Genomic DNA, 17,107 nt, shown 5'->3' on the forward strand with positions numbered 1-17,107 from the left:
TCCGGGGTGCGGGCGCCGCCCCGCCCCCCCTGGCCGCCTGGGCCGTCGCCCAGGCGGCCGTCCTGCACAGCCCCCGCGACCTGCGGATCGTCGTCCTCACCGACCGCGAGCACGCGGAGGCCTGGAACTGGGTGCGCTGGCTGCCGCACCTGCGCTCCACCCGCGCCGGCGCGGCCGTCGTCAGCCTCGGCAACGACCCGGAAAGCACCGCGCACCGGGTGAACGAGTTGATCGGCGAGATCCAGAACCGCTCGGACAACAACACCTCCGCCCTGAGCCGCTCGCTCCAGCGGGAACCCGACATCATGGTCGTCCTGGACGGTGCACGCAGGCTCCGCGACGTCCCGGGCGTGGTCCACCTGCTCACCGCCGGGCCCGCCGCCCGGGTGTTCAGCCTCTGCATCGACGAGCGTGAGCGGCTGCTGCCCGAGGAGTGCACGGCCGTCGTCACCACCACCGGCAACCGGCTGACCGTCCGTACCTCCGGCATGCCGGCCGTGGAGGACGTCCGGGCCGACCAGGTCGACGCGCAGTGGTGCGAGGAGGTGGGACGGGCCCTCGCCCCGCTGCGCGACGTCACCGTCGACAGCGACTCCGGACTGCCGGAAGACGTCCAGTTGCTGCCGCTGATCGGCCACGAGCCGCCGGACCCGGCCGCCTTCGTCCGGGAGTGGGCCCGCCGGCCCGCCACCAGCTCCTTCGTCGTGGGCTCCGGATACGACGGCCCGCTCACCATCGACCTGGTCCGCGACGGGCCGCACGGCCTGATCGGCGGCACCACCGGCTCCGGCAAGTCCGAGCTGCTCCAGACCATGATCGCCTCACTGGCCGCCGGCAACCGGCCCGACGAACTCGCCTTCGTCCTGGTCGACTACAAGGGCGGCAGCGCCTTCCGCGAATGCGACCGGCTGCCGCACACCCTCGGCATGATCACCGACCTGGACGGGCACCTGGTCCGCCGGGCCCTGGCCTCGCTCGACGCCGAGCTGCGGCGCCGGGAGATCCTGCTCAACGAGGTGGAGGCCAAGGACCACACCGAGTACCGGGCCAAGCGGTCCCGTGACCCGAGGCTCCCCGCACTGCCCCGACTGCTCATCATCATCGACGAGTTCGCCACCGTGGTGCGCGAACTTCCCGAGTTCGTACCCGGCTTGATCAGCCTCGCCCAACGCGGCCGTTCGCTGGGCCTGCACCTGGTCCTCGCCACCCAGCGGCCCGGCGGATCGGTGAGCAACGAGATCCGTGCCAACACCAACCTGCGGATCTCCCTGCGGGTCACCGACCGCTCCGAGAGCCAGGACATCATCGACGCCCCGGACGCCGCCGGCATCTCGGCGGACCATCCCGGCCGGGCCCTGGTCCGGCGCGGCTCGGCCGCCCCGGTGCCCTTCCAGACGGCCTACGTGGGCGCCGAGCGCGGAGGCGCCGCCCCCGACCCGGCGGCGGTCCCCGACCGTCCACTCCGGCCGATCCGGAGCTCCGAACTGACCTGGCAGCGCCTGGGCCGGCCCCCGGCCCTGCCCGAACACTCCGACGACGACCCCGAGGCGATGCCGGGACCCGCCCCGGAGGAGCTCCCCACCGACCTGAAGGCCCTGGTCGACACCCTGATCGAGGCCACCGGGCGGTTGGAGGACTTCACCCAGCAGCCCAGGCCCTGGCTGCCTCCCCTGGACGAGCGGATCGCCCTGGAGGAGCTGCCCGCGCCCCCGGAGCCCGCTGAGGGCGAGCTCCCGGCGGTCCCGTACGCGCTCCTCGACATCCCCTCACTCCAGCAGCGGCGCCTCGGCGCCATCCAGTGGTCGGCCTTCGGGCACCTCTACGTCATCGGCGCCCCGCGCTCCGGCCGCACCCAGGTGCTGCGCACCATCGCCGGATCCACCGCCCTGTGCATCGACAGCGGCGACCTGCACATGTACGCGATCGACGCGGCCGGCGGCGGCCTCGCGGCACTGGAGGCCCTGCCGCACTGCGGGGGCGTGGTCTCCCGCCACGACACCGAGCGGATGGAGCGGCTGATCAACCGCCTGGTCGCGGAGTTGACGATCCGTCAGCGTCTGCTGTCCCAGCACGACTGCGCGGGCATCAACGAACTGCGCGCCAAACTGTCCGCGGCCCGACGCCCCGCCCATCTGGTCCTCTTCATCGACGGCTGGGACGCGCTGAGCCAGCTCCTCGACGACTACGACGGCGGCCGGGTCTACTCCGACGTGGTGCGGTTGCTCCGCGAGGGCGTCGCGGCGGGCATCCACGTCATCGCCACCTCCGAACGCGTCCTGCTCGGGGGCCGTCTGGCCGCGCACAACGACAAGCGACTCGTGCTCCGGCAGACCGACCCCAGCGACTACAACGTCGTCGGCATGGGCCGGGACCGGGTCCCCGCCCACGTGGCACCGGGCCGAGGCTGGCACGCGCCGGGCGGGATCGAGGCGCAGATCGCGCTGCTGCCGACCATCTCGCCCGAGAGGCCCGACCAGGGTGACGCCCTGCGCGCCATCGGCAAGCAGGCCTGGGCGCGGGAGAGTGAGGTGCCCTCGCAGAAGCGGCCGTTCAAGATCGGCGAGATGCCCACGCTGATCGGCTTCCAGGAAGCCGTCGACCAGGTCCCCAAGGCCCAACTGCGCCCGCTCTGGGCGCTGATGGGCGTCGGCGGCGACGCGGTCGGCCCGATCGGCTACGACTTCCAGGAGGGCGGCGGCTCCTTCGTCGTCGCGGGACCGCCCCGGACCGGCCGCAGCACCGCGCTCGCCGCGATGTCCGTCTCCCTGCTGCTCGGCGGCACCCGGCTGATCGTGATCACCCCGCGCGAGTCACAGCTGCGCCGGCTCGCCGCGCACGACCTGGCCCACGTGTTCCGCGAGCCGGACCCCTCCAACGAGGCGCTCACCGAAGCCCTGAACGCCGTCGCGGGACAGCCGGTGGTCGTGGTCGTGGACGACGCGGACCTGCTGCTGGCAGCGGACGCCGACCGCACCCTGCGGCAGGTGGCCACGTCCGGTCGGGACCACATGCAGGGCCTGCTGCTGGCCGGTCTGCCGGAGTCGATGCACTCGCTGGGCTGGGTGGGTACGGCCCGCCGGGCCCGGCGCGGGCTGCTCCTCGGCCCCAAGAGCCCCGGCGAGGGCGACCTCATCGGGTCCCGCATCTCCGGCGACCAGATCCGTACACAGCTGGGGGCGGGACGCGGCTGGACGGCGGGCGAGAACGGCAGCGCCATCGCCGTGCAGGTGCCGCTGACGGTCCTGGACGCCTGAAAGCCCGGCACTCCTGACCGCGTCCGCCGCGTCGACCGCGAAGGGCCGGGCCGCCTGGCCCGGCCCTCCGCCGTACAGCTCACCCGGGGAGCGTCACTTCTGCGCGGCGGCCTCGGCCTGCGCCTTCTTGATCTCCTCGACGATCTGCGAGTCGGACTGTCCCATCGACTCGGCGATCTTCTTGAAGTTGTCCGCGTACGAGGCGATGTTGGCCGCGGAGGTCTTCATCTGCTTGCTGAACTCGTTGTAGGCGTCCCGCATGACGGGGCTCGCCTTCTCGAAGACCAGGCCGTTCTGGAGCAGACCGCTGACGGTGCCCTCCAGCGAGGTCAGCTCGTTCGATATGTCCGTGAGCTTGTTGCCCATGGTGGTACAGCCGTTGAAGATCTCGTCGTAGTCGAATACGACGTCGTCATTGCCGACAGGCATCCTGACAGCCCCTTCTGTTGAGTGTCCCTGCGTCGTACGAGGCGCCAGGCCGTGTCCGACCGTTCCCGCCGGGCGGGCGGCGCCCGGCACGGCACCTCGCGGCGTTGTCGGATTGCCTCCGCCTTGCGATGCACCGCGCCGGACACCGCTCGCTGATCCGACGAGAATGGTCAGACACGGCCCAGGGCCGGTCAGTTGCCGCTGCTGTTGACCTTTTCGGCGAGGTCGGCGTCCATGCCCTGGACCGACTCCTTGATCGCCTGGAACTGCTTGGCGTAGCCCTTGATGGACTCCGTCGCCTGCGTCAGGGCGGTGTTGAACTTCTCGTACTGCTGCTGGAGGGCGGGGCTGCTCTTCTCCAGGACGAGGAAGGTGGACAGCAGACTGTCCACCTCCTTCTTGGCCTCCGTCATCCGGGGCACCAGGGTGACGTCGACGCTGGTGTTGAGCATGCCGGCGACCCGGTCGATCTCGGAGTAGGAAAGGCGGATGTTGGCTACCACGAGTGGTTCTCCCTCTGTCGGGCGGAGCTTCGCTAGGTGCTGCGGGTCAGAATCGCGGGCAGAGCCGCGGTGCGCGTCAGGCGTAGGTGTACGAGTAGTCGTCCTCCTCCTCGACGACCTCCTCCCACTCGGCGGTGGGACCCGAGCGGGTGTACTGGGTGGTCTCGTCGTCCTGGACGACCTTCATCGTCCCGGAGCCGTCGTCGTTGATCACCACTGTCGAGGTGCTGGTCTTGCCGTCGCCGCCGGTGGTGGTCACCGTGTAGTCGCGGGTGTCGTACGGCTTGCCGTCGCCGGGCGGGTCGACCATCTTCGGCGCGCCCTGTTCGTAGGTGGTGGACGTGGTGAACGTCTGCCCGTTGGTCTTGACGGTGGACGTCTCCGTGATGACGTTGTTGTCCTTGTCGAGGACCAGATCGACGTCGACGGAACCGGTCGTCGTCTCGGAGTGGTAGTGGGTCGGCGGAGTGTCCGGCGGCTTGGGCGGCGCGTCGCCGGGCTTCAGCGGCGGGTCGTCCGCATCGCGCCACGCCTGGCACCAGCCGGGTGCGTCATCGGCGTTGCAGACCATGCGGATGCTCGCGTCCGGGTTCTTCTCGAAGTAGTCGGAGGCACCGATGCTCTTCAGGAAGTCGTCCCACTCCTTCTTGTCCTGCACCCAGTCGTCGTAGGCCTCCTTCTTGTTCTTCCAGTCCTCCAGCCCGATCGACTTGCCCATGACTCCGGCGCTGCCGCTGATCTGGGAGTCGGCGTCGAAGAACACGTCGGAGACGCTCTTGAAGAGTTCGGCCAGTTCGTTCAGGCCGTCCTTGGCCTTTCCCTGGCGCCTCTTCGAGAAGGAGTAGAAGTAGTTGAACTCCGCCGAGAGATTCGTGTTCCCGAGGATCCTGCGGCGCTCACTGGATTTCGCGTCGCCCAGGCTCTGGTAGGAGCCCTCGCCGGCGCCCGCTCCCGCCTGGGACGCCAGATCACGGAGCTTCGACTGGACCTCGTGGAGCAACCCGTAGTCGATGGCGAAGTCCGAGGTGATGTCGGCCACGGCCACCTCCTTCCTGCTCGTACCTTGCTTCGACCACGCTCCGGACCCCACTTCGGTTCAACCGGGCCGCGGATTGGACGGCGGCGGCCTTGAACCTGACGGGTGGCCCGTGCGTGGTCGGGATGAGGACACGACGCCGGACGACGGAGGGGGTGGCCGGGCATGGCCCGTCCCACTGACTGGAGTGCGCTGGGACTGTCCGAAGACCCGACTCCGGGTGATCCCGACGAGCTCGACCGGGTCATCGTCTCGCAGTACACGCTGATCGAGCTGGCACGGACCATCGACGGCGGGCTGGCGGAGGTCTCCAACAAGGCGTCCGAGGCCTTCAAGGGCAAGACCGCCGACGCGCTGCGCGGCAAGATCGACGGCAGGATCCGGGGCTTCGTCACCACCTTCAAGACCGCCCACGAAGACGTCCGCACCGCCCTGCTCACCTACGTCGGAGTGATGCGCGCCCAACAGCGGGTCGCCGACGACGCGCTGACCGCGGCGGCGGCCCTGCCGGAGGACGACACCGAGGGCCGCGAAGCCCACAAGGCGACGGCGAAGTCGGCCGGGGACACCATGGAGACCGCGGCCGACACCGCGGCGACCGCGATCGCGACGGCCGCGGAATCGATCTCCTCGCCGGTGGACGAGTGCGAGGACCTGTGGAAGGCCCTGACCTGGATCGCGATCATCCTGATCATTCCCGCGATCCTCGTCGGCGGCCCGATCGCCCTGCTGGCGTTCGGCCTGAACCTCGCCATCATGATCAAGACGGCGATCGACTTCTCCCGCGGCGACGCCAGCCTGACCGAACTGCTGCTGTCGATCGTGGGAGTGCTCGCGCCGACCACCAAAGGCCTGAACGTGGGCCAGGCGTGGAAATCCATCAAGGGATTCGGCGCACAGGGCATCAAGGGCACCAAGAACCTGGTCCTGGGAGGCCCGAACTCCTTCGGTCTCTTCGGGCGGCTGGGCCTGGGCATCGACGACACGTTCAGTGCCACGAGCTCCTGGCTCAAGGGCGGTCTGGGCGACGCGATCAAGTTCAACAAGATCAAAGGGCTGGAGGGCGTCACCCTCCTGGGCGGTGGCTCCGGCAAGGGTTTCCAGTTCTTCCCGCTCGGCGTGCAGCTCGGGGTCATCAACACCATCGGCGCCAAGGGCTTCTTCGGGCTGCACAGCGTGATCGTCGGCCTGAACGGCATCAAAATGGGCGCCGGAGCGATCGCCAACGGCCTCTCCGGTGTCAAGGGACTACGGCTCTTCCTGCCGGTGGCCGCCGACGAGATGGGCCAGGGCCTCTTCCTGGCCTTCAAGATCGGCTTCATCGACCGCGGCGTCTTCGGCATGTACAAGTACGGGGCGTTCGTCAACGGTTCCTTCATCGGCGCGGGCAGCAAGGCCTCCGGAGTCGGCGCGGGCGTCTCCAACTTCTTCGATGCCGGCAACGGCGCCGGCATGGGCCTGGTCAAGGCCGGTGACTTCCACTTCGCGCCCGGCACCTTCGGCAACATCGGCGGCCCCGGCGGGCTCTCTGCCCCCGGCGGCCCGGTACCGCCCGGCCGGTTCGCCGCACCGCCTCCCGGCATCTCGCTGTCGATGCCTACCGATCTCTCGATCCACCTCGGCGAACAGGGCGGCTTCGCCAACCTCGGCCAGATCAACCTGCCCTCCATCGACGCCCGTCTCGCGGATCTGCCCTCCCTCGGAATGACCGGCGACCAGGCGCTGCCCACCCTCGGCGCCGTCACCCGGATCGACCTGCCCGGCGGCCTCGCGGGCCTCCCCAGCCTCGAGAACCTCCCGCAGACGATGCCCGCCCTCGGCCAGGTCAGCCTGCCCCAACTCGGCTTCTCGCCGACCCACATGCCGTCGATGACGCTCGACACCCCGTCCGTCGACGGCAACCTCGCGGGCCTCCCGAGCCTCGAAAGCCTCCCGCAGACGATGCCCGCCCTCGGCCAGGTCAACATCCCCCAACTCGGCTTCTCCCCTTCCCCCGTGCCGTCGACGACGCTGGGCACCCCCTCCGTCGACGGCAACCTCGCCGGGCTCGGCCAGGTCACCGTGAACGCCCCCTCGCTGCCCGCGCTCGGACACATCAACGTGCCCTCCCTGGGCACGGCCGGTGCGGGCCACCTCGGCCTCATCCGCACCGACATGCCCTCGGTCCACGCGCAGATCGTGGACCTTCCGTCGGTGGGCAGCACGGGTGGCCCCATCGGGCAGGTCCAGCTCGGCAGCGTGAACGTGGCTTCGCTCGGCCTGAGTACGCCCCACTTCTCCGCGACGCAGATCAACACCGCGCTGGGCGGCGACTTCGCCTCCCCGAACCTGAGCCCCGCCCTCGGCGACGTCGCCGCCCCGCACGCCGACACCCACCTCGGCCAGATCGAGCTGCCCGGCACCGGCACGGTCCTGGGCCACACCGACCTGCCGAACGTGAACCTGGCCACGGGACACGTGGACACCCCGGACGCGCACACCGGCCTGACCGACACCGACCTGCCCACCAGCCACACCGGGGCCGTTCAGCTGCCGGGGCTCGGCCGGAACGACCTGGCGCTCTCCGTACCGCCGCCCACCGCGCACCTGGCTCCCGGCGCCCTCTCCGCCCCGGGCATCAACGGCAGGCTCGCGGACATCCCGACCGTACTGCCCGGCAACGGCTCGCTGATCACCACGCCGAACACCGCCCCCCTGCTCAACAGCTCGGCACTGACCCCGCCGAGCAGCCAGTTCTTCGCCGGCCTGATCGCGGCGATGAACCGCGAACCCCTCACCGTCTTCATGGCCCCGCACATCACCTACGACTTCCATCACACCTTCACCCACCTCCCCCAGATGCCCGCCGGTGTCCAGGTGCAGGTCACCCCCGGCACGGCCGGGCAACTGGTGGACGTCCACGTGACGACCCCGGCCGGCACACCGGGGTCGGTGACCGCCACCCACGTTCCCGTGAACGGCCAGGACGTGCTGCGCGTCGAGCACACCCAGCTGGACGGGACGATCCAGCGCCTCGACTTCGAGCTGAGCGCCGCCAACGACCACCAGTTGCTGGACAGCCGGACCATCACCCCCGCCCGCGTCACCGGCGAGGACATCGAGATGGAGACCTTCCGGCCGGACACCGTCGCCGGCTCCTCGAGGGCCGGGGGTGTCGGGGGCGGGGGCCTCGGGGGCGCCGGCAGCACGGTTCCGCTGCCCACCCCCGTCGTGCACGTGGTGTCGCTACCGGGTCTGACGGGCACCAACGTCACCATCCGGACCGATGCCACCGGCCAGATCACGCATGCCCATCCGGTGGCCGGGGGCGCGCCGGTCACCGTCCAGCACCTCGCCGGGAGCGGCCCCGGCGGCGTCGACATCGTCCGCGTCGAGCAGACCGTCACCGCGGGCGCCGAGATCCGCCGCTGGGAGTTCACCGCCGACCTGACCGGCAACCGGCTCGTCGCCGACGAGCGGGTCTTCCCGCTCAACGGCGGCGCCCTGGGCGGCGGCGTCATCACCGTCGACCTCGCCGCCGGCGTCCCCACCGTCCGCCACCTGGACGCCGCCGGCGCCGTGCGGGCCACGGGAGGGCGGCCCATCCTGATCAGCCCGACCTCCCTCAACATCCCCTCCGCCCACGGCTTCCACCTCTACGACCCCACCACCGGCCTGCAGACCCACACCGGTCTCACCCTGGTCGACGCCCACGGCGCCCCGACCCCCCTGCACGTGCTCACCCCGCACACCATGCCCGGCGGCGGGGCCGTACCGCCGCTCCAGCTCACGGGCGCCGACGGGGTGACCCCGCTCGGCACGGTCACCGTCCCCGCCCACGGGGGCGGCGTGTTCCACGTACGGCCCACACCGGCCCCCGGCGCCGCTGCCGTCCCGCACCTCAGCGTCCACCGGGCCGACGGCACCTTCACGCACCACGCCCTGCCGGTCCCGGCCGTCACCCTGGCCGGGGGAGCGGGGCCGGCCTTCGTCCGCCTCCCGGACAGCGCCGGCGGACTGCCCTCGCTCGTCCACCCGGACGGTACGGGCGTCGCCGGGGCCACCGTGCACCCGCAGGGGGTCAACGGCTCGCTGGGCTTCCGGATCGACCAGAACGGACAACACCTCGTCGTCAGCCCGGCCGGTGTGCACACCCACAGCGTGGTCTCCCTCCGGGGCCCGGGCGTCCCGGCCGGCGGCCAGTTCGTGTTCAGCCCTCCCGGCACCCCCCACACGCCCCTCGCGCGGCTGCACGACCAGAGCGGCACCCCCGGCGCCCCGGTGGCGTGGGTGGACGGCACCTACCACGTGGCCCTGGGCGGCAACCAGTTCTCCGTCCACACCCCGAACGGCGCCTACGCGCACCAGGCCCTCGCCGTGGGCGGGCTGACCGTCGCCCCACCCGGCGGCACCTTCCTGCGGGCCGACCCGGCCAACCCGGGCGGTTCCCTGCTGACGCGGGGCGACGGCACACCCGTCCCCGGCGCCCAGGTCCACCCACAGGTGGGCGGAGACTTCCGCATCACCCACAACAACCAGCAGATCACCGTCAGCCCCACCGGTGCCCACACCCACGACACCGTCACCCTCCAGGGTCCGGGGGCCGGCCAGTACGTCTTCACTCCGGTCGCCACCCCGAACGTGCCCGTCGGGCACCCGCGGGCCGGCAACGGGGCCGTCGACACCACCGTCACCGTCCAGCGGACCGGCGGCGAGTTCCGCCTCACCGACGGCCATGGCACCGTGAACGTGTTCGACCCCGCGACCGGCGCCCACCTCCGCACCGACGTCCCCGTCAGCGGCGGCACGGCACTCGACGGCCACTTCGTCCGGACCGACGCGGCCGGGACCGTCACCGTCGTACGCGCCGACCTCAGCGCCGCCCCCAGCCTGCGGGCCACCCCGCAGCCGGGCACGGCGGGCGGCGGCTTCCGCCTCGACCAGGGCAGCACGCATCTGGTGGTCGACCCCCGGGGCGTCCACACCCACACCGCCGTCGAGCTCCGGGCCCCCGGCACCGCGGGCGGCACCGGGCAGTACGTCTTCCACCCCGCGGCGCCCGGCGGCGCGGGCCCGCACCCACAGGTCAAGGACGGCACGGGCGCCGACCTGCCGGACACCGTCACCGTCCGCCCGGACGGCAGCCTCCAGGTCACCGGCGCCGGGACGATCCGCGTCCACGACGCCACCGACGGGGCCTTCCGCTTCAGCCTCGTACGCCTCGTCGACGCGGCCGGCGCCCACCTGCCGGAGACCGTACGGGTGTACGGCGCGGGCGGAATCCGCCTCCTGGACCAGCGCCAGGACGTGGTCGACGGGTCCGTGGTCACCGTCCGGCCGGGCGGCGGGTTCCGGGTCGAGAAAGCGACCGGCGAGTTCTCCCTGTACAACGCGGCCGGCCGCGTGGACTTCCGGGCCGTCCCGGTCGCGGGCGGCGCCCCCAACGCCCTCACCGTCACCCCGACGGCGGGCACCGCCTTCACCGTCGTCCCGCTCGGCGACGCCGTGAAGCTCTCCGACGCGAGCCTGTCCCGGTTCGTCGACATCACCCCGGGCGGTCCGCGGGTCCTCGACGGCCACCTCGCCGTCGTGCCGGGCCACACCGTCGTCCCCACGGCGGCCGGCGGCTGGCGCGTCGACCCGCCGGGCAACCTCCGGCTGGGCGAGTTCACGGAGTACGCCGCCGACGGCACGCTCACCCTCCAGCGGATCAACATCGTCACCAAGGGGCGGATCAAGGCCAACAACCACCTGGAGCTCCACCACGTGGCCACCGGCGGTGCCGGCGGGAACCCGGCCGGCACCTGGAAGCTGATCCGTACCGACGGCGCCGGCCTCCCGCTCCCCGGGGTGGGCGGCAAGTGGTTCCACAACGGGCTGATCACCGCCAAGGGCATCCCCCAGGGCCGGGTCCACCTCACCACCCACTCCGGCGTCACCGTCTTCGAGTCGCGGCCGCTGCCCGGCGGCAACACCCTCCACTCCTTCCAGTCCAGCGCCAGCGCCGAGGTCTCCACCTTCTCGTTGGGCAACCAGCGCGGCGAATGGCACGAGATCGACCCCCAGGGCGCGCTCGTGCGCAACGGCGACCGGCACTGGGGAGAGAGCGGCCGCAGCTGGTGGGACTCCACCGGCACCAGCGGGGTCGACCGGGTCCTGCACTTCCAGCAACTCCCCGACGGCGGGCACGTCCTGGGCACCCTCGACCGCAACGTGTTCCACCAGAGCGCGGGCACCGGAACCTGGTTCCGCTTCGACGCCGACTTCAAGATGATCGCCCAGGGCACCCGTGCCTACGGGCCGGGCCTCGGCCGCGGCTTCACCGACACGATGGATCACCCGCTCACCGGCCAGAGCTTCGTCGTCCACGAGAAGTTCGGCCGCTTCCAGACCGACCCCCACGACGTACGCCGGCTGTTCCAACGGGAGATGGGCGCCGACGGGGTACCCAAGACCACCTCGGTGTCGCTCTCCGCACCGGGCAAGGAGATCGACAGCCTCAGGCAGCTGGAGAACAACGGCGGCCTCCTGGAGGTCCGGAGGGTGGCCGAACAGCGCCCGCCGAACTGGTTCCGCTACCTCATCAGCAGCGAGTACCGCACGACGGACCTCGGCCCGTTCCCCTGGCTGAAGGCCGACAACCTGCCGCAGCTCAACGAATGGCGGGTCCGGCCCACGCCCGGCGGGGCCGTCGGCGCCCACGGCATCCGGCTGCTCACCCAGAACGCCGCCATCACCGACATCTCCAGCACCGGGCAACTCGTGCGCGAGACCCGCAAGCTGTTCCACGGCAACGACCTGACCGTCGGCAACGTCAAGGTGCCCGACGACCCCACGGGCGCTCCGGTGAACATTCCCGCCCAGTACCTGCCCTGGTCGGAGGGGGTGGGCACGTTGCAGGGGCACCGCACCTTCAACCCCGCCGACCTCCAGGCCCCGCCCGGGGGCGGTGTCCACGTCAACCAGGTCATCTGGCACGACCGGTTCACCACCAACCTGGGCGACGGCGACTGGTTCAGCCCCAACGCCGCCAAGCAGTGGCAGATCACGCGCACCGGCCTGAACGACGGCACGGTGATCGAGTACCGGCCGATCCCGGCGGTCCGCACCGGCGCCGCGGCGGGCGACGGCGGCGCCGCCTTCCGGCAGAACTTCCACATGAACCACGGCGACTGGACACGCTACGACCACCACGGCTTCGTCGTGGGCCGCTCCGACACCTGGCCCGGCGTCCAGGGCAGCCCCGACCTGCGGATCACCGCCCACGGCCCCGCCACCTCCACCATGACCTGGGTCGACGCCAACAACCCGCACATCAGCGGCGTCCGCCTGACCGCCCACGGCCGCGACATCAACCGCTACGGCTGGGACCGCGAGTCGTACCAGGACTTCGGCGTCGACGGACGCATGGTCCGCGACCACCGCCTCCTCGCCGACGGCACCACCGTCGACTCCTGGCGCGTCAGCCGCGACGCCGCCGGCAACGAGGTCTGGCACTGGAACAAGATCGACGCACACGGCAACATCCAGGTCTTCGGCACCGGCGCCGGCGACCAGGTCCGCCACTGGTTCGACGCGCGGGGCAACGCCCTCCCCGGCTGGGCGGAGGGCGCCCGCTGGTCCGAACACGTCACCAGCCTCGGCAACATGAAGGTCCAGGAGATCCCCGCCAGGCCCAGCGTCGGCGCCTTCCAGAACACCTTCGGCGACGCCCCCTTCCGCGTCCGCGAGTACGTCGCGAACCCGGCCGACACCTTCAACGCCCACGCGTGGAAGGAGTTCGACGGCGGCACGGTCGTCCGCCAGAAGAAGGAACTGCTCGACGGGAACTTCCTGGAGAGCGAGAGCTGGCAGAAACACTGGCGTCTCTACGGGCCGGGCGGCACCAACCTCCTCGCCGAACGGTCCATATCCGGCTGGATCTACGAGACCAACGCCTTCGGCCAACTGAAACTGGTCGGCCGGGAGACCAACTTCATCGACTGGGCCAACCAGTACCGCGGCTACAACCGCATGTGGAAGGACGCCAACCGCTGGGAGTTCGGCGCCAGCGTCGGCGGCGAGTCCGTCTACAGGCCCTACCTCACCAAGGCGATGCAGCAGATCGCCCTCGACGCGGGACACGAGTTCATCGTGGACTTCGCCCTCAGCCTGACCGTCCTCGGCATCGTCGCCCTGGTCACCGGGGCGAAGTTCACCGCTACCGACCTCGCCAAGGCCGCCTTCGGCGCCATGATGGGCTCCGTCGTCAAGAGCTTCGTCTCCGGCCTGCACCACGCCGCCGGCCGAGGCACCCCGTGGAAGAACGGCTGGGGCCATGTCGACTACGGCTACGCCTACCAGCGCCACCCCAGCGACGACGACTGGGGCGGTGAATGGGCGGGCCACGACAAGGTCACCCGCTGGCGCGGCGGCACCTACGACTTCGGCGTCGGCATCGCCACCGGCGTCCTCGGCGGATTCGCCTCCGGAGCCGCCTCCGCCTCGGTCTTCGGGGTGAAGACCGCGAGCGGTGAGCTGATCCACCTGTCCAAGGCGGACGCCGCCATCGCCGGTCTGATGAGCTCGGTCGGCGGCACCCTCGGCGGGCTCACCGTCGGCGCGGCCCGCAGCATGATCCACCTCAACCTGGCCGGCCGCTGGTACCACCGCGCCGGCATGGTCGACATCTACGTGGCGCCGGCCCTCGGAAAGCTCATCGACAAGTCCTTCTCCGCTTTCTTCATGGGCAGCGCCGTCCGCGGCTGGTTCAACCCGAGCTGGTACACGGACGGCGGCGCCGGCGGCACCAACACCGACAACCTTCCGCAAGGAGCAGGCACCCCATGACGACCACCACCGCCGGCACCCCACCGCTGCGCGTGGCGGCCAAGGGGTGGGGCGGCCACCGCACCATCGCCTCCGCCCTCGCCGCCGCGCCCGCCGGGGCCGTGATCACCATCGCCCCCGGCGTCTACACCGAGTCCCTGCGCCTGGAGCGGCGGGTGCTGCTGGAGCCGGAGTACGGCACCGGGACCGTTCACCTGCGCTCACCCGGTGGGCCCGTGCTCGACGTCACCGCCCCCGATTGCGAGGTGCACGGGCTCGAACTGCGCGGCAGCGATCCCGCCGAGCCCGCCGTGCGGGTCGCCGACGCCGCCGGGCTGACCCTCGCCGAGTGCGACCTCGGCAGGGGCCGGATCGACGTGCTCGGCTCCCGGGACGACACCGGGGCCGCCGCGAACTCCGCCCTCACCTCCGCCGACACCCTGGCCCGCGCGCTGCGCGACCCGGTCGGCGGCGGGGTGCTGCTGGTGCGCGGCGGCCGGCTGCACGACGCCCGGCACGCCGCCGTCCACCTCGAAGGCGACGCTCGGGCCCGGCTGGTGGACACCGCCATCGACACCGTCGACGGGCTCGGCGTGGCCCTCGGCGGCAGCGCCGTGCTGCTCGCCGAGCGGCTGCGCGTCAGCGCTACCGCCGGCTCCTCGCTGCGCGCCCGCGGCTCCTCCCGGGTGCTGCTGCGCGACACCCGCCTCAGCGGCCCAGGCCGCCACGGCCTGCTCATCGAGGACGAGGCCGAGGGCCTCCTGGAGGACTGCCGGATCAGCGGTCCCGCCCGGGCCGCCGTTCAGGCCGGTGGCTCGGCCACCGTGGGCCTGGCCGACTGCCGTGTCTCCGGGGCCGGGACCGACGCGCTGGCCGTGGGGGGATCGGCCCAGCTCACCGTCCACGGCTGCTGGCTCCTGGATTCGGCCGGCCACGGCATCCTGGTGACCGGCGAGGCCGTGGCCCTGGCCGTGGACATCCTGATCGCGCGCAGCGGAGCGGCCGCCGTACGCGTCTCCGAGCTGGCCCGGGCCTCCCTGAGCGGCTGCCGGATCGGCGTCAGCGGGGAGCACGGGCTGACCGTCACCGACGCCGCCCACGCCGAACTGGCCGACACCACGCTCTCGGACGCGGCCGTGGCCGGGGTGCACACCGACGGCCGGGCCCGCCTCACGCTTACCGGCGGCCGCATCGAGCGGGGCGAGACCGGGCTGCGGCTGCGTTCCACCGCCGAGGCATCGGTACGGGGCACCACCGTGAGCGGCCCGAGCAAGGCGGGCGTGGAACTCGGACCGCACGCCCGTACCACCCTGGAGGGCGTACGGATCGGATCGACCGGCAGCGCCGGTGTGGTCCTCGCCGCCGGAGCCCGGCTGGCCATGGAGGGGTGCACCATCGAGGCCCCCGGCGGCAGCGGGATGGTCGTCTCGACCGGCGCCGAGCCGGCGGTGAGTGGCCTGCGGATCGACCGGGCCGCGAAGAACGGCATCCTGTTCGGGCCCGGTGCGGGCGGCACGTTCGCGTACTGCGACCTGACCGGCGGAAACTTTCCCGCTCTGCACATCGGCGCGAACGCCGAGCCCCGGTTCACCGGCTGCCGGGTCCTCGACTGCGGCCAGGACGTCGCCCTGGCCGACGAGGCCGCCCCCGTCTTCGAGGACTGTGTCTCGATCCGGGTCAAGAACCCGCTCCTGCCGGGAGTCACCGCCGCCGGACCCGCGCCCGGCGCCCCGCCCAGGAAGCCCGCCGCCCCGGGCGGGGCCGCGGGGGGTACGGGCCCCGCGGGCGGCGCTCGTACCGCCCTCGGGGGCACCGCAGCGGCCGGCGGTGGCTTCGCCTCCCTGTCCGACCTCTCCGAACTCGGCGAGCCCGAACCGGAGCCGGAGACCCTGGAGGAGTTGCTCGCCGAACTGGACGAGCTGGTCGGGCTCGACGGGGTCAAACAGAACGTCGGCGGCATGGTCAAGCTGATGCAGACCGTACGGCTGCGCCAGCAGGCCGGGCTCCCCGCGCCGCCGCTCAGCCGCCACCTGGTCTTCGCCGGGAACCCCGGCACCGGCAAGACCACCGTGGCCCGCCTCTACGGCAGGCTGCTGAAGGCCCTCGGCCTGCTGGAGCGCGGGCACTTGGTGGAGGTCGACCGCAGCGCCCTGGTCGGCGAGTACGTGGGGCACACCGGCCCGAAGACCACCGAGTCCTTCAACCGGGCCCGCGGCGGCGTCCTTTTCATCGACGAGGCGTACGCGCTGGTCCCGGCCGGGGTCTCCAACGACTTCGGCCTGGAGGCGGTGGCCACCCTGGTCAAGCTGATGGAGGACCACCGCGACGAGGTCGTCGTCATCGCCGCCGGCTACCCCGGCGACATGGAGCGCTTCGTCTCCTCCAACCCGGGGCTCGCCTCCCGCTTCACCCGCAGCCTGGTCTTCGCCGACTACAGCTCCACCGAGCTGGTCCGCATCGTCGAGCACCATGCGCAGCGCCACCGCTACGAGCTGAGCGACGGTGTCCGCGGAGCGCTCGGCCGGTACTTCGACGCCGTGCCGCGCGACGCCCGCTTCGGCAACGGCCGCACCGCCCGCCAGGTCTTCCAGGCCATGACCGAGCGGCAGGCCATGCGGATCACCGAGCTGACCTCCCCGGTCGAGGCCCAGCTGGTGGTCCTGGACGAACAGGACATGCCGGAACTGGTCCCGCCGGTCCCGCCGGCCGCCTGAGGGCGGAACGCGAGCGAAGTGAGTGGTGCCGCACCGCCGTTCGGGCCGGTGCGCCTCCCGCACGGACCGCGCTGGCCCGGCTCCTCACCCGCGGCAACGACATCGCTCCCGTCCCCGGAACCCGGCGGGTCGCACGCGTCGAGGAGAACACTTCCGCCGACGGCGTCGAACTCACCCCCGCACAGCCGGAGCGGCCCAACAGCCTCACCCCCGCCGCGGGCGAGCGCCACGGCGAGGCGAACACGCCCGCCATCGACCGCCGACCCGGCCGAACGAACGGAGCACGGCATCGCCCGGCCGTCGCCGTACAGCTCCTCGGGCTCGTGGGCTTGAGGTCGCGGATCTCTCGCTCGTCAGCAGCCAGGACCTCGGAGCGGCCGGATC

6 protein-coding genes are annotated in these 17,107 nt (G+C 72.0%); 3 read left to right on the forward strand and 3 right to left on the reverse strand.

All coding sequences use genetic code 11. The features are described from left to right. Positions 1 to 3,254, forward strand: a 3,254-nt coding sequence (locus ACFWEP_RS05245; RefSeq protein WP_387365827.1) for an FtsK/SpoIIIE domain-containing protein, incomplete at its 5' end; no start/stop codon positions are given. Positions 3,255 to 3,347: 93 nt separating this feature from the next. Here ACFWEP_RS05245 and ACFWEP_RS05250 read toward each other — a convergent pair. The 3 genes from ACFWEP_RS05250 to ACFWEP_RS05260 all read right to left on the reverse strand — a co-directional run bounded on the left by ACFWEP_RS05250 (position 3,348) and on the right by ACFWEP_RS05260 (position 5,225). After that, positions 3,348 to 3,683: a hypothetical protein gene (locus ACFWEP_RS05250; RefSeq protein WP_275493665.1), complete on the reverse strand. Its 336-nt coding sequence runs from the start codon at positions 3,681 to 3,683 to the stop codon at positions 3,348 to 3,350. 191 nt (positions 3,684 to 3,874) lie between these two features. Beyond that, positions 3,875 to 4,186 carry a hypothetical protein gene (locus ACFWEP_RS05255; RefSeq protein WP_266712148.1) on the reverse strand — a complete coding sequence of 104 codons (312 nt, stop codon included), beginning with the start codon at positions 4,184 to 4,186 and terminating at the stop codon, positions 3,875 to 3,877. A 76-nt stretch (positions 4,187 to 4,262) separates the two neighbouring features. Further along, positions 4,263 to 5,225 carry a serine/arginine repetitive matrix protein 2 gene (locus ACFWEP_RS05260; RefSeq protein WP_387365831.1) on the reverse strand — a complete coding sequence of 321 codons (963 nt, stop codon included), beginning with the start codon at positions 5,223 to 5,225 and terminating at the stop codon, positions 4,263 to 4,265. Positions 5,226 to 5,387: 162 nt separating this feature from the next. Here ACFWEP_RS05260 and ACFWEP_RS05265 point away from each other — a divergent pair, with 162 nt between their 5' ends. After that, positions 5,388 to 14,030: a hypothetical protein gene (locus ACFWEP_RS05265; RefSeq protein WP_387365834.1), complete on the forward strand. Its 8,643-nt coding sequence runs from the start codon at positions 5,388 to 5,390 to the stop codon at positions 14,028 to 14,030. Next, on the forward strand, positions 14,027 to 16,723 hold the full coding sequence (locus tag ACFWEP_RS05270) for a right-handed parallel beta-helix repeat-containing protein (protein WP_387365837.1): 2,697 nt from the start codon (positions 14,027 to 14,029) through the stop codon (positions 16,721 to 16,723). The genes ACFWEP_RS05265 and ACFWEP_RS05270 overlap by 4 nt, the downstream gene beginning before the upstream one ends. The last annotated feature ends 384 nt before the right edge of the window (positions 16,724 to 17,107 follow it).

Origin of the sequence: Streptomyces sp. NPDC060198, from assembly GCF_042728415.1 — a bacterium.
In the GTDB taxonomy this organism is placed as follows: domain Bacteria; phylum Actinomycetota; class Actinomycetes; order Streptomycetales; family Streptomycetaceae; genus Streptomyces.